A 14,758-nucleotide genomic window follows, 5' to 3' on the forward strand; every position below is an offset into this window, starting at 1 on the left:
GACTAAAATTGCCACCTCAGAACTTGCCTTACTCACATCAATCCCAAATACTGTACGCATGATATTACCTCTTTTGTCTTGAATAATTCCGTGTTTTAGTGATTTTATTTTCAATACGCGACGTCTATCGTCCCACATACTTTGATCAAATTCCACCTAAAACAGGTGTCTTGCCAGTTTGTCAAGCGACGTCTAGCGCCAAAGAGCCCTACGACTTTACAAGACACCTCTACTTTAACATAAAGAAAAAGTAGTGAGTACTCTCTCCCGTCGGAGATTTTCTCACTACTAATCTTAGTATGTTTGTCAAATAGTGTTGATGAAGAAATTTAGGAAGGGATTAAGCAACTAATTGTTGCTTAATTCCTTTTTGTTTTGAGCCAAACATTTTTGTTATTAAAATAATCCTATTTCTAAAATGGTAATAGTTTCTAAAGCCGTAGGCATTTCTTTTAAGCACTTTTATTTTATTGTTTATTCCTTCAATAGGGCCATTTGTTCTAGTTGGATACTCACAAGTATTTTGAATATATGGCAAGTAAGTCATAAGAGTCTTTAATACTCTTTTTAAACCAGGAGATAGGTCTAATTGCGTAGCTGCTTCAATCGTTTCCTTGAATTCTATATAATCTCTATCCTGTATACATTCACGAAGTGAATGTACAACCTCATAATCATTTTTAAGAGATGGATTTTTTTCTAAGATATAATCTACGATTCCTTTACTTGTTATGAAGCTTTCAAAAAGCTTATAACGATTATATTTATAGTTCTGAAGTTCATTAGAGTTCTTTAAAATTAACTTCCAATAATGTTTTAACTTTCGATATAATTTAGAGTCTTTATAGCGATGCTTATTCATGACACGTACCCGAGTTCGATTTAATTCTCTATTTAAGGCTTGTACGATATGAAAAGGATCAATGATAATTTTAGCGTTAGGAAACATTTCTTTTATTAATTGAATGTACGGTAAGTACATGTCGATGGAGATAGTTTTTACCTTTAATCTAGTCTTAGGCTCAAAACGATGAAAATACTTTTTCAAGCTGTAAGATTTTCTATCTCGTACAACATCGACCAGCTTGTGTGTAGTGCTATCACAAATAATGAAGCTCATATTACTATCGGAAGATTTGACGGATTTAAATTCATCAAAACACAAATGCTCAGGTAAATCGTGTAATGGTTTAATCTTTAGTAAACGTGTTGTATCATCTATGATACGTCTTACCGTATGAACTGAAACATTTGTTTCTTTTGCGATATAGGTTTCAGATACTGTTTCACTTATTTTTGATTTAATTTCGTTTTTTAAGCGTTTAGAGATATGACAGTGTTTTTCTACGATTCGACTAGTGTCTGCGGTAAATGAAGAGCCGCATTCTCTACAGAGAAATCTCTGCTTGCGTAGATTTAAGTAGGCCGCTAGGCCTGAAACAGAACAGAGAGTGATACGAGATGTTTTCGTACCGTTTTTAACGATATTATTATTTCGGCTAACACACCCACAAACGGTACAAAATTCTGGTTTATGCGTATAAGTAGCTGCATAAAATAAAGATTTTCTCTTTTTAAATATCTTCTCTTGAACTTTATTATCCCAAATAATGTTTTTATCTTTGATTTGTAGTGTAGCTTCTAGTATATTGTTCATATGGTCATCATCCTTTTGTTTTAGGTTTCAGCGCTTTTAATATAATGGATGTTGGCCTTTTTGTATACACTAAAATAGGGTTGGTGGAAAATTTCCATCAACCCTAAAAATTATAGAACCGTTCTTTTTATATCTCATTTATTCAGCCAAGGCACCCATTGGATCCCATGGTGCAAGGACGATTGGTTCTGCTTCATAGGCAGCTTGTTCTTCTGCTGTTAGTAATTCCTTACGAACAACAATTTGGTAAGTGTACTCGTCCATCCAAGCATCTGAAGCAACAAAGTAACCATCTGTACCGACCTTGTCTCCCCATGAGTTTTCAACTTTCCACTTGATTGTTTTGCCATTTTCATCCAAATCAACACCTGTCAAGACCATGGCGTGGGTCATCAAGCTTTCGCTGTAGTCCAAACGACCTGCTTTGTCCTGAGTGAGTTGAATATCCATGCTTGATTCAAAATCATAAACATCTGTCGCAAGGATTCCGGCTTTACGGTTGCTGAGCTGGCCGACATCTGAACCAAACCAAACAGTTTCTCCTGTTTGCATTTGGGCAATCGCCAATTCTTTCAAACGTTCCATCGGTACGTTGATGTAACGAACCTCACGGCTACCAACGACATTTCCCAACATCTCAACTGTGTAAGATTTCCCATAAGGTTTATCAGCAGTTGGAGCATTGATCACAGAAACGTAGTCTTCTAATGGAAGGTCGACATATTTCTTGTAAAACTCTTGTGGCGTAATGCCTTTTTCACTTTGGTAGTTGTTGTCCTTGTCGCGATAAGCAAAGTCAAATTGACGTGGTGGAAGTCCTAGTGACATAGCAAGGAAGTTAAAGATTTCTTGCAAGAGGTCTTCTTTCTTAGCTTGAACAGTCGCTTGGTCAGCACCTGAAGCCAAGAGGTCACGCAAGATTTGAGCGTCTTGACGAAGCAATTTGTTAAGGATTGCATTGAGCTCACGGCTACTGCTAGATGAAACAGACTCTGGATAAACAGACTTAGGAACGACACCATATTTCTCAAAGAGAGCTACAACCATATCCCATTGCCCACCATCTTGTTGTGGAGTTTGGAGTAGGAAGCTAACCTTGCGGCTTGTCAATTCTTGGTCTGCAGTCGCAATGACTTGCTCCAAGAACCAGTTAGATTTTTCATACTTGTCCCAGAAGAAGGTGTGAGCTTGTGACAATTCAAAGTTTTCAAGTTTGTATTGAGAGATGAGTTTGTGGCGGAAAGTGTTGAGGGCCGCAAACATCCAGCAACGACCAGAAGCCTTCTGGTTAGTGACCTTGTCCTTTGTCAAATCAAGTGAGAAAACAGGTGTGTTATCTACATGGCTTTGACGACGCTCAAGGGCTGAAAAAATTCCATTGTGGCTGGCAGCATTTTCGATAGCTTGGTATTTGACATTTGCTTCATAATTAGCAAATAATTTATCTGTAAATGATTCTTGAATCGCGTTCATAAAATCCTCCTTTTATTCTACAGTCTATTATAACTCTTTTCACAAAGGAAGCAACCAAAAACTGAAAAAGGTAAGGATATTTTCCTCACCTTTTTCAAAGATTACACAGTTTACCCAACACTTTCGAGCAAACCTTCTAATTCCTCTTTGGTCAAGCGACGCCATTCCCCACGCTTCAGATTTTCATCCAAGGTCAAAGTTCCCATGGTCAGACGTTGCAAGTCCACGACTTCCTTACCGCAGTATGCCACCATACGCTTGACCTGATGAAACTTCCCTTCTGCAATGGTCACACGGATTTGGCTTTGATTCTTTTCTGTATCTATGGTTACAAGCTCCAGTCTAGCAGGTTGGCAGGTAAAGTCTTTCAGCGGAATCCCCTGAGCAAATTTCTCTACATCCTCTTGGGTCATGATTCCCTTGATCTGTGCCAGATAAGTCTTATCCACATGACGTTTAGGAGAAAGAAGAGCATGAGCTAACTTGCCATCATTGGTCAAGAGTAAGAGTCCATGCGTATCAATGTCCAAACGCCCCACTGGGAAAACTTCCTTTGAACGAGCTAAATCATCCAACAAATCCAAAACAGTCTTGTGTTTAGGATCTTCAGTTGCTGAAATAACACCCTGGGGCTTGTTCATCATATAGTAAACAAACTCCTCGTAGTCTAACTTTTGCCCATCAAAACAAATCTCGTCTGTGTCTTCATTGACTTGCAGCTTGGCAGATTTTTCCTTTTTGCCATTGACCGTCACGCGCCCAGCCTTTAGAAAGTTTTTGACCTCTGTCCGACTTCCTACGGCGCAGGCAACCAAATATTTATCTAATCTCATAAAGATATTATACCATGAAAAATCTTAATCTTATACTCTTCGAAAATCAAATTCAAACCACGTCATCGTCCCCTTGCCGTACTCAAGTACAGCCTGCGGCTAGCTTCCTAGTTTGCTCTTTGATTTTCATTGAGTATTAGTACAAAAACAAGCCGCCTGATTGGGCGACTTTATTTTATAGGGAGATTATTATGAAAAATTTTTAGGAGTTAAAGTTAAGTTCTTCTTAACTTATGCTTACAGTATAAACTAGATTCCTAAAAGTTTTCTTAAAATTTTCTCCTCAAACTTAAATTTCTTTAAATCTTCACTGTTAAAATCAAACGTTCTAGCAATACAGATAAAGATTAGTTAAAAGTTAAAACCATAAAGAGGAGCAACAACACAAATAGGGATAAGCTAACAAGTAAGGTTAAGACTTTAACAAGCGTATTGCTTTGCCAATAGCTGGGCTTTCCGATATTACTAGTTGCATCCATAGAAAAAATTTGAGTTTGTCTGGGTTGAATGGTCACAAGAATGATTAAGGAAAGAGCTAAAATAATGGTTAAAATCATCAATAATTCAATCATTTTATTACCTCAAAAGTCCTATTAAAGTAAACAGTAAACCAATCAAAATGATGAGTCCAATCAAAAAAGAAAATGTCTTACTAATTTTTTCACCACGTGTAGATTTTTCTTTTTTGATGGGTTGTTGTTTCATCTCTTCCATGCGACCTTCAACATCCTGATAGAATAGATCTTTTTTAGTCATGGCTTTCTCCTAAAATGGTTTCCATCCGCTCCTGATACATAATTGGATCCACATAATTGGCATGGTACCCTTGGTCTCCAAGAGCTCGACCCATCTCTTTGACATGAGAAAGGGCTAACTCAATAGTTTGAATCATCTCGTCAACTGCTTCCTTAGCGAAAATATGATTTGGAGCTGTATAGCGGCGATTATGGGCTGTTTCCTCAAAAGCTAGGACCAGTTGATTGTGTTCAAAAGCCTGACGAACAGCTTGAAGTAGTTCGTTACCATAGTTGATGTCCAAGTAGATATCTGATAACTGATAAAGCTCCTGAATCTTTTGGGGACTGGCATTTTGATAAAGCACGACATTGGGATAGCGGAGCATATCCAACAACTTAGATGACATCTCTGTCACTGCTGCGATTCGGAAAGTAACCTTTGGCAAACTTTCCACCAGTTTTTCGATTTGCTCTAGTTGGTCCGAATTGGTCACTATCAAGGCATCAGGACGAACAAAATTATCGCGCTTAAAGTGATAATGATAGCCTAGATGACTAAACTTATGATGGAATTTTTCATCCGTCAATTGCAAAGCACGTTCATAAGTCGCATAATCTGGAATGATAATGGTCTTAGTTCGAAGCTGATCATTCTCCAAGATCAGTTGCATATTTCCTGGTATATCATTATGCAATGGTTCTTGCCAAACTAGGATATCCTGACCTGATTTGTCTGGGAAATGGAAGGAAGTCAAAAACGAGGTAGATAGGGTATTAAAGAGAATGTGGTTAAGATTCACTTTCAAACCTTGTAAGAAGTCTATGATAAAGGCTACTTGACCAGAAAAATGACGCAATCCTTGACCTTCCAAGGTCAGCAGAATATCACCTGTGACATGGTTTTCCAAAATAACTTCTTTTTGATCTACGTCCCGATAAGAAGTCATGATAGCTTGACCAGATCCATCAAAGGTGGTCTTAGCAAAGCAAGCTCCAAAACGATTGTAGTGATCTACTTGAAAGATGCGGCCTGCTGGTGTCTTCCATTCGACTTTTTTCACCAAACGAGCCTGTAAGCCATCTGCAAAATGAATCACTGCTCGTTCTTGATTAAGGTCATTGATGGTTCCAAATTGATTATTCCCAGCAATCTCCCAAAAATCTGGGACGGGAACTTGGTTAAAGTACAAGGGTTTACCACTGTCATAACCCAAATAATAGGTGAAGGGTGAGACAACTCCATCTGGTAAAAATCCATCTGGTTCAATAACCACAGTCAAATCAGACAGTCCTGCCGCAGTCAGACTATAATGCAAATCTTGACTTTCTTGATTATATACATCAAATAACTGAATCATCCACTACCTCCTTGATTGTTTTTTCCCATTTGTTCAAAATCTCTTGAGTCAAGAATTTCTCAGCAATCTGGTAGGATTTTTCTCTCATACTTTCCAAACGATTTTCCAAATACAGTTGGCAGATTTTTTCCGCATAAGCTTTCTTGATTTCATCTTCGACATGATCAGATGAGCTTGGAATCAAGTAACCATTTTCACCATCTTCGATGAAGGTTTGATTTCCATAAGGAACATCAAAACCAATCAATGGCAAGCCTGAACCAATTGCTTCCATGAGAGTCAAACCAAATCCTTCACTGGTAGAAGCAGTTAGATAAACTTCATACTGTGAATAGATTTGGGAAAGTTCTGCATGGCCCTTGAGTTTAATATACTCTTCTGCCTGACCTGCAGCGATAATCTCATGAAGACGTCCTTCTTCACCACCACTACCGTAGATATCAAAGGTTAATTCTGGCAATTCCCTATGAGCCTCAATCACAGCCTTGACAAGCCAATCAATGTGTTTTTCCTTGGCTAGACGCGAAGCTGTAATAAGAGAAAATGGTTTACGACTCTTTTGTGGTTTTGTTAATTGGTCAACACTTCCAACTGGAATGGTCACAATCTTAGGAGCATGTGTGGTATAGTGAGCAAACTGTTGCTCTAAAACTTCCTTTTGACGATCCGTTGAAACGATAAAAAGATCGACCTTATCTGCATTGGTAAACTGGTAGTCATAATAGTTGTTCCAAAGGATATAATCATCATTGGTCGCATTTTCACTATAGTGCTCAGCGTGAACGACAACAGCAAGATGCGCCGCTTGCGCTTCTTCAAAGACCACCTGACCAATCCCTGTTTCACGATCCAAAATCACTAGATCTGATTTACTTAACCCAAGTGTCTGCATGAAATAACGGATCAAAGCAGGCTTCCCGTATAAGATTCGATCCTTGAAACGGTAGACTTCCTCGGTCCCTTGATTCATGAACATCTCATAAGATGGAGTCCCATCTTCATTGTAGAAGGTTCTTTGGTAGAGTGTCGCTACATTATCTTTAGGAGCAAAATACTCTGTGCAGTAGCGTGTATATGAGAAGTAATCTTTGCGGATCAATTTGCCAGCATACACATACTCCACATGTTGGACAAAATCCTTCTCCTCATCTACCAAATAACAAGTGATAAACTTGTCTTCATCTGAGAAGAAGATTCGTTCAATTCTCCCATTTCTTTCACGACGGCTTTCTACACCTTCAAAATAAGCCAAAACATCATCTACCGTCACACTGGTCGGTGCAATCTTGATGTCTGTGAAATGAGTGTAAAGCCAGATGACCTGATCATCATCAAAACCGATATTTGCGGTTAAATGCTGGATATTATCGCCCAAAATCATGTCTGTAAAGATAAACTTCGACGGCAGATTCAGGCTGCGAAAAATACCCGCACGATAAGCTTGGGCATATTCAACACCACTGCTGGCCCAGCCAATTCCTAAATTTATATTGTAAATTGTCATATTGTCCTCTTTTTATGGAAAATGGGTTACGATTTCGCCCTTAGGTCCCATCTGTACCAAGCCCATCAAGATATTCCGTACCATATCTGAACGAATCTGCTCTTTCATGGTTTCAAATCCCATATAGGCTTCTCGGTAATATTCTACGATCGGATTCGTTTGACTGGCTGATTGTCCGCCAATTGCCATCATCAATTGTTGCAGGTAGTCCACCTGTTCCACCCAGTTATCATCAATGGCTTTAAGCATGGAAACTCTCAAAAATTGGTCATATAAATCATGAGGTTCTAACAAGGTCTTCTTATCATTTAACTCATTGTTAATGATCTGAATCAGGAAATTTCTCAACGCTTGTTGATCTTCAATGACTAGATCAAGAGGTAATTCTCTAATATTAAAACTGATATTCGTGACAATATAGTGAAATAATTCTTCTCTAGTTTTTATGTTTTCAGATAAAATTGTTTCAATATACTCGTCAATCATCTCAGATAATACATCTCTAAGATCTCTCTCTCCATTTATTAAACGATTTCTTTCCTTATAGATGAGATCACGTTGGATATTCATACTCTCAGCATATTCTAGTGTTCTCTGTCTGTTGGCGCGACTAGCACTATCACTTGCATTTTGAGCTTTCTCAACCAGTCTGTGGTATTTTCTTCCCTCAAGGACTTGTGGTTGAGTAATATCTGCAACACTGTACTCTTTGTACATTCTGTGAACCCAGGATGGACCGAACTTCTTGATAACATCATCTTCTAATGATACAAAAAACTTCGACAGACCTGGATCTCCTTGTCTACCCGAGCGTCCTCTAATTTGCAGATCGATTCGCTGGCTTTCCATTCGTTCTGTACCGATAACTACTAGGCCACCAAGCTCGGCAACTCCAGGTCCCAATTTAATATCTGTTCCTCGACCTGCCATGGATGTTGCAACCGTCACGGCTCCCATCTGACCTGATTCTGAGACAATTTGTGCCTCACGCGCAGCATTATTGGCATTCAAGACGTTATGGGCGATTCCTTCCCGCAACAGTAGGGACGAATAGAGATGCGACATCTCAACCGATCCTACAAAGACTAGTAGTGGGTTTCCTTTGAGATGGTATTCCTTGATACATTCAAGTGAAGCATAAACCTTTTCTGGTAGTGTTACATAAAGATTGTCTGGATAGTCTTTTCGGATCAAGGGACGATTAGTCGGAATTCGGATAACAGACATATTATAGGTTTCCAAAAATTCCTTCTCTGCGACCTTCCCAGTCCCAGTCATTCCTGATATCTTATTAAACATTTTGAAAAGACTTTGATAGGTAATAGAGGCCATTGCTCGCGTTTCAGGAGAGAGTTTCACATGCTCCTTGGCTTCGATGGCCTGATGAAGACCTCCCTGCAACTTGGTCATTTCCATCAAACGACCTGTTCCTTTATCCAGGAGAATCATTTCATCATCTCGAATGATGTACTCCTTATCTCTCGTGAACAACTTATGAGCTCTCAAGGAATAGACTAGATGTCGTACATAAGTCGCGTATTCTTCCTTATACAAGTTATCAATCCCTAGGAAGCTTTCAGCAGTTTTAGCCCCCTTTGTAGTCAACCATATCTCTTCTTTTTCTTCTTTAAAGATATAGTCTTCATTTTCAACCATAGTTGTTACTAAAGTATCGATGATGCCATAGTAGTTGGACTGAACACGAGGAGATCCCGCAATGATGAGTGGGGTCTGTGCACTATCTAGTAAAATATCATCAATTTCATCAATGATGACATAGTCAAATGGGCGCAAAAACTTTTCATTACTACTGGAAGCTAAATTATCACTTAGATAATCAAAACCTAGACTACTATTGGTCAAATAGATAATATCTGAGTTATAAATTTTCCTTTTATCTTCGGCTTTTAATTCTTCCTCAGGATCATCAGTGAATGGGATTCCTATACTCAAACCTAAGAATCGATAGACCTGCCCCATTTCCTCTGCGTCACGTTTAGCTAGATATTCATTGGTCGTAATCAACATGGCACCTTTACCAGTTAGGGCATTGAGATAAAGAGGCATAGTCGCAGTCAAAGTCTTTCCTTCACCGGTATTCATCTCCGCAACATTCCCCTGGTGGATGACAATGCCCCCCATAACTTGAACGTCATAAGGAAACATCCCTAGGATTCGCTTATCAGCTTCACGTACAACTGCAAAAGCTTCAACAAGTAAGTCATCTAGGTTTTCCCCCTCTGCTAAACGTTGACGAAACTCTACCGTTTTTACTGCCAAGGCTTCATCGCTAAGAGCTGCCATCTCATCTTTGAGACCATTGATCTTTTTTAAAGTAGCTCCGACTTTTCTGAGTTTTCTATTTTGATACAAACTATTAAACACGATCATACTCCTTAATTGAGAAAGAATAAAAATCGAGTGACTCAAACCCAGCAGCAATGAGAGAAACTCTATAGGTATAAGCCTCCTCAGGATAAACGAAAGAAAAAGATAGGGTTTTCTCAACTTTTTCTTCTAGCACTTCTTCGTAACGATCCAAGAAAACTAGTTTTATGTAAATGCTATTTTCAGGATAACAAGTCATATTCATGGTGAATTGATAGCGATGATTTCTTTTTAAGAGAGGTAGGCTGGGTTGACTTCTACCACCTTGATAATTCAAGCTTGAAAGCCATGATTTGAGAACTTCTCCTGGAGCTAGTAATGGATTTGAAAGACTGATATGGCCATCTTCCCAAAACTGAACTCGAGTTCCATACAGGTAAGTTGCTCCCATATCTCCCCAGAGTATGTCTTCTCTTTGATTTATAATCATGTCTCACCTCTTCCAAATTCTGCTTGTAATATCATGTTATAAAAATGGATAAACCAGATAACGTTGGTTTCTGTATCATCATTGTGTCGACCTGCTGTTCCTTTTGATAAGATCTTCGCTCCAGTTTGACAGAGCGTAGTGACTAGCTGATCATAGGCATGACTATCCATATCCTCATCCTTCATGTAAGAAAGACCAAACGTCGTTTGAGAAAAATCTGCTTGTTTGAAGGCAGACCAAAAACGGTTATCCAACTCATCCATATGGGCCGGGCTGATCCCTCCAGTTTGATGGTGGAGCACGTCAAATCCTGTTGGAAAGATACCTGGTGCTTCCAGTCTACCACGTTTGGCAATTGTCCCTAAATTTGCTAAGGGTTTACCCACAACGATTCCTTTCGGTTCAAAGAATGAGCCATAGTAAAGAGAAGGGAAGGTTCCCATTGATAAACCTGATAAAATCAAATCTTTTTTTTCAAAACCTAAATATTCCTGATAATGTTCAATCGTTTGTTTGATTTTTTCTTCTAGTTCTTCACTGCCTAGGTAAAAAGCTCCACCTATTAAGCGAGGGTCCGAGAACAAAATGAAGGGGCACTTGAAATTTTGCATCATCCAGTATCCTTCAAATCCCTCGGCAGGTCGGAATCCTGAAAAGTAAACAGCCAATGGTGGCTTAAAATCCCCAGGATGAAAGAAGTAGTTAATCTCGTCTCTCTTACTATCGTGTAAAATATTGCCTCCAAGGACAAATTTCCCAAATTGTTTACGGGTCCAACGCTGATGTAGATTTCCCAATTTTAAGCTTCCCTGACCACGCGCTTCAATAGACATACAGAGGTGGGCATTGTAATCCTGCTCCATGACTAGAGCCGTTTCTAGTTCCTCTTCTGTATACATCAAGTCTTCAACCACATCCGAAACTGAACCTTCAGGCATTTTTCGAACACGAAACTGAAATTCTACACCTTCACTTTTTTCATACTCTAACCACACCTCGATTGGAAGTTTTGTTGATGATACAAAGTTGTATTTCCAATTAGCTACTTGGGAAAACTCAGAACCAAAATCTCCCTCTAAGAGCAAATATTCAAACCCTTGATAAGAAATAGAACCCTTAAAACTTGGATGGACATCAATTGCAGAGGGATTCAACTTATCTCCATAACCACCACCAAATAAGGAAGTTGATAAATCTTTTAATAGCCTCTGTGGATCTGAAAAGTCGATTGCTTGGGCACAGCGTTTCTTGATTAAATCTAAAATAAGAGGGTTGCTTGTTTGAAACTCTTGGTTATAAAAAATCGTATAAGGATCGATCATTTTAATAATTGGTAATAGGTCAACCAAGTAACGGCCGTCTTCAATGAGAATGGCATTAAACTTGCGAATCTCATCCATTTTTATCGTTTCCTTAAGTACCTTAGGAGAATTAGGATAAAAATAATACCATTCCATTTTCTTAGGGATCTCATAACGATGTTTCCAATTTCCCGTCCCTATCTGTAGGATTTTAAGATCCTTTGACATTTGTACTCTCCTCTATCCATTGATCTAGTTTTTCCACAAATTTTTCACCTGTATGTTCCTTGATTTTATCAATCGAGTAGATTAAAGACTGATTCCATTCTTTTAGGGTATCCAGGTAGTGATGGGCCGCTTTCTTAAATTCTGTGATGGTAGAAAGCAGGTAGCCATTTTTCAAATGGTCAACATAGACAGTCTCTACTTGATTCACCTGAGGAATTCCTGCACTAATCCCTGCTATTTGGGTATATAGATGAGGTTGAGGATTCAAATCAACAATCAAACGCACATATTCTAATGTCTTAATCATTTCCAATTCATCATTGATGTTTAACAGGCGATAACGGAGTTTCTGCTGTGCATTTTCCTTTAAAGGATTTTCAGCCCCTTCATAGTCAACCGCTTTTTCAAAACTCTTTGCTGGGAATTTTTCATCTATGATCTCTTGAATTATATCTGCCACTCTCTCCATCTGGTCGTTATTGGCAGCAAAAGCACCGAAAATTACCTCAGTATCTTTGGTCTCTGCAAGGAAGGATAATATTTGGAAAAGTCCTTCTTTGTCCACTTCTTCTTCAAAATTAAGTTGATAGTAAATAATGGATTCCCTCTTTGTCTGACTTTTTCCCAATCTCAAACGAGTATCAAATGGCGATAAATGTTTGAACAGATTGTATTTATCTGGATACAATTCCTGCAAAAGCTGAAGGCTATCCTCCCTATCAACCAAGACCAAATCGACTTTGGATATAGGACCAAGAAGGTCTCTCATAGTCTGCTTTGGATTGCGACCGATGAAAAGGCTCAAGATTTTCGGATTTGCTTCAGGTAAACGATTTAGAACAAAATCGTTATGCCGAGAATCAGATGGGACAATAAACAAATCACTACTCTCTTCAATCTTCTCGAGTCGTTTCTCAAAAAATTCAGCAACCAACTGCCCCATATCACTATAATGGAGCGAATGAAAACGAAAGGCAAAAATAGGATTAATCTCTACCCTACCATCCTCTTGTAAATACTCTCTGAATTGCCAAATCCCTTTAGGATTCAGGTAATCTTGACAAGCTGGATAATTGTCCTGATAATAAATGACACTCGAAACAAAGCCTCTGTCATCCATAATATAGCGTTTAGACATTTGCCCTTGGATATCAAAATACTGGATATCACTAATAAATCCTTCCACTCCATGCTCAATCTGAGCATAGCGATTTCCATCTTTTTGGACAATAATGGCGAAAGGACTGTATATAAATTCACAGTCCTTATCCCACTCGATATCTCTGATATTCAAGACTTGTGGAGAAATATCAGTAATATCCTGCATCTCATCAAAAATAGAATATACTTCAGCTTCTAATACACCATGACGATGTAAAAAATAGCGAAGATGTGGCTGATAAGCCAAAATCAATAGACGTGTCGATTGTTCCAACCTATCTAGTAGACGAATCTGATTAAAGGTATCGTCAAATTCTAATTTAAATTGTGAAAAGTACCAAGGGGTTATATCAGCATGCCACTGCTGATGGCTACCATACCAAGCCGGAATAAAATAATACATAACACTCTCCTAAATCAGTGGTTTATAAGTTTCATTTAACTTCAGTGCTCTAATTTCATCTTTAATGTTAAAGATCATACCACTTAAAATCATAAACAAACCTGGTATCATACTCACTCTTAATAATTGTTCATCCATTAAAACAAACAACATCGGTAGACCTGCGAATAACACATTAAAGATACCACCTACAATAGCAAACTTGAATACTAGATTATTGATATATTTACTAGTGTCCTCACCTGGATAGATGCCATAAATATACTCGCCAGATTTTTTCATCCGTTCTGCCACCTGCTCTCCACTAATATTGACAAAAGCAAAGGCAATACTAAAGACAAACAAGGTCGCTATATAGGTATAGATCCACAAGGGTTTCCCCATCGCATATTGGATCGTTATTTGTTGATAAACTGGATTTCCTGGATCAAATAATTGCAACAAAAGAAACAAGTACGTTGGTAAGTTAATTAAACTCATCACGTACATGAAGGGCATCCCACCTGCAGGATTCAGCATTATATCAAAATAAGAATAACGCTTAAAGCGAGAGTGGAGACCAATCTTATTGACTGGAATCCGATAACGAGCACGATAAAAAATTGCAATGAGATAGGCAAAAACGATCCCCATCGCTCCGAGTATTTCAACAATCCACATAGGAATCCCTAATTTTTGTATCGATTGTACAATGTCTTGGGGAATATAGATAATCATACTGGTCAACAAGATGACAATAGAGCCACCAACACCTATCACCGAGTTAATATCTGATAACCATATCAAGAAAAAGGTTCCAGCTATCAGCAATATCGTGTTGAGTATGAGTACCAAAAGTGTATTATAGTTGTCCTTGATTGGTAGATTTACCGCTAAGGCTAGCGATTGAATCAAAGCGATTGTCAAGGTTAGATACATCTTTCTCCTATCCTGAACCTCAGTCGAACCAGAGGCAAGATTCAAACGCTTAGAAAAGGAGAACATCTGCCATAAAATCATCGATGACATCCAAGGAGATAAACCGACTGAAAAGATTGACAAGCTCCGTAGATTTCCACCTGTAATTGCGGTTGAAAAGGCCAAATAGGCGGTAGCACCGCCAAGGAAATCCCTGCTATTCAAATCGATAAAAGGAAGAGTAATTCGACTCCCTAATACATAAACAAAGAGCAGAAACAAGGTTCCTAGACCTTTCTTTACTGCTATAGATGAAAAAAATCGTTTCACGAAATACTCCTTTTCATTAGTTATAGGTTGCAGTCAAATCACTCAAGCTGTTGTTACA

At 38.5% G+C, this 14,758-nt stretch carries 12 protein-coding genes; all 12 read right to left on the reverse strand.

The window, feature by feature from the left end:
• Positions 1-340: 340 nt before the first annotated feature.
• Positions 341-1,657 carry an ISL3 family transposase gene (locus QM406_RS08955; protein ID WP_414274031.1) on the reverse strand — a complete coding sequence of 439 codons (1,317 nt, stop codon included), beginning with the start codon at positions 1,655-1,657 and terminating at the stop codon, positions 341-343.
• A gap of 138 nt (positions 1,658-1,795) precedes the next feature.
• Positions 1,796-3,130 carry an aminopeptidase C gene (gene pepC / locus QM406_RS08960; protein ID WP_414274032.1) on the reverse strand — a complete coding sequence of 445 codons (1,335 nt, stop codon included), beginning with the start codon at positions 3,128-3,130 and terminating at the stop codon, positions 1,796-1,798.
• A 110-nt stretch (positions 3,131-3,240) separates the two neighbouring features.
• Positions 3,241-3,963 (reverse strand): pseudouridine synthase, encoded by a 723-nt coding sequence (locus QM406_RS08965; protein WP_075230878.1) that lies wholly within the window; start codon positions 3,961-3,963, stop codon positions 3,241-3,243.
• A gap of 347 nt (positions 3,964-4,310) precedes the next feature.
• Positions 4,311-4,535 (reverse strand): accessory Sec system protein Asp5, encoded by a 225-nt coding sequence (gene asp5, locus QM406_RS08970; protein WP_371559286.1) that lies wholly within the window; start codon positions 4,533-4,535, stop codon positions 4,311-4,313.
• A gap of 4 nt (positions 4,536-4,539) precedes the next feature.
• Positions 4,540-4,719: an accessory Sec system protein Asp4 gene (gene asp4, locus QM406_RS08975; RefSeq protein WP_000161926.1), complete on the reverse strand. Its 180-nt coding sequence runs from the start codon at positions 4,717-4,719 to the stop codon at positions 4,540-4,542.
• Positions 4,712-6,058, reverse strand: coding sequence for an accessory Sec system glycosylation chaperone GtfB (gtfB, locus tag QM406_RS08980; RefSeq protein ID WP_414274033.1), 1,347 nt, complete (start codon positions 6,056-6,058; stop codon positions 4,712-4,714). Before gtfB ends, asp4 begins: the two co-directional genes overlap by 8 nt.
• Complete coding sequence (gtfA, locus tag QM406_RS08985) at positions 6,042-7,562, reverse strand: accessory Sec system glycosyltransferase GtfA (protein WP_000158449.1); 1,521 nt, start codon at positions 7,560-7,562, stop codon at positions 6,042-6,044. Before gtfA ends, gtfB begins: the two co-directional genes overlap by 17 nt.
• 12 nt (positions 7,563-7,574) lie before the next feature.
• Positions 7,575-9,953 carry an accessory Sec system translocase SecA2 gene (gene secA2, locus QM406_RS08990; protein WP_414274034.1) on the reverse strand — a complete coding sequence of 793 codons (2,379 nt, stop codon included), beginning with the start codon at positions 9,951-9,953 and terminating at the stop codon, positions 7,575-7,577.
• A complete protein-coding gene (gene asp3 / locus QM406_RS08995; protein WP_315640015.1) occupies positions 9,940-10,380 on the reverse strand; it encodes an accessory Sec system protein Asp3 in 441 nt (146 codons plus the stop codon). The genes secA2 and asp3 overlap by 14 nt, the downstream gene beginning before the upstream one ends.
• Complete coding sequence (asp2, locus tag QM406_RS09000; protein WP_315640016.1) at positions 10,377-11,909, reverse strand: accessory Sec system protein Asp2; 1,533 nt, start codon at positions 11,907-11,909, stop codon at positions 10,377-10,379. Before asp2 ends, asp3 begins: the two co-directional genes overlap by 4 nt.
• Entirely contained in the window at positions 11,893-13,473 is a 1,581-nt protein-coding gene (gene asp1 / locus QM406_RS09005; protein WP_315640017.1) for an accessory Sec system protein Asp1, read from the reverse strand. Before asp1 ends, asp2 begins: the two co-directional genes overlap by 17 nt.
• 9 nt (positions 13,474-13,482) lie before the next feature.
• The gene (gene secY2 / locus QM406_RS09010; protein ID WP_315640018.1) at positions 13,483-14,700 is read right to left on the reverse strand and encodes an accessory Sec system protein translocase subunit SecY2; all 1,218 of its coding nucleotides are present in this window, start codon (positions 14,698-14,700) and stop codon (positions 13,483-13,485) included.
• Positions 14,701-14,758 lie beyond the last annotated feature (58 nt).

Origin of the sequence: Streptococcus infantis, from assembly GCF_047465035.1 — a bacterium.
Taxonomy (GTDB): domain Bacteria; phylum Bacillota; class Bacilli; order Lactobacillales; family Streptococcaceae; genus Streptococcus; species Streptococcus infantis_T.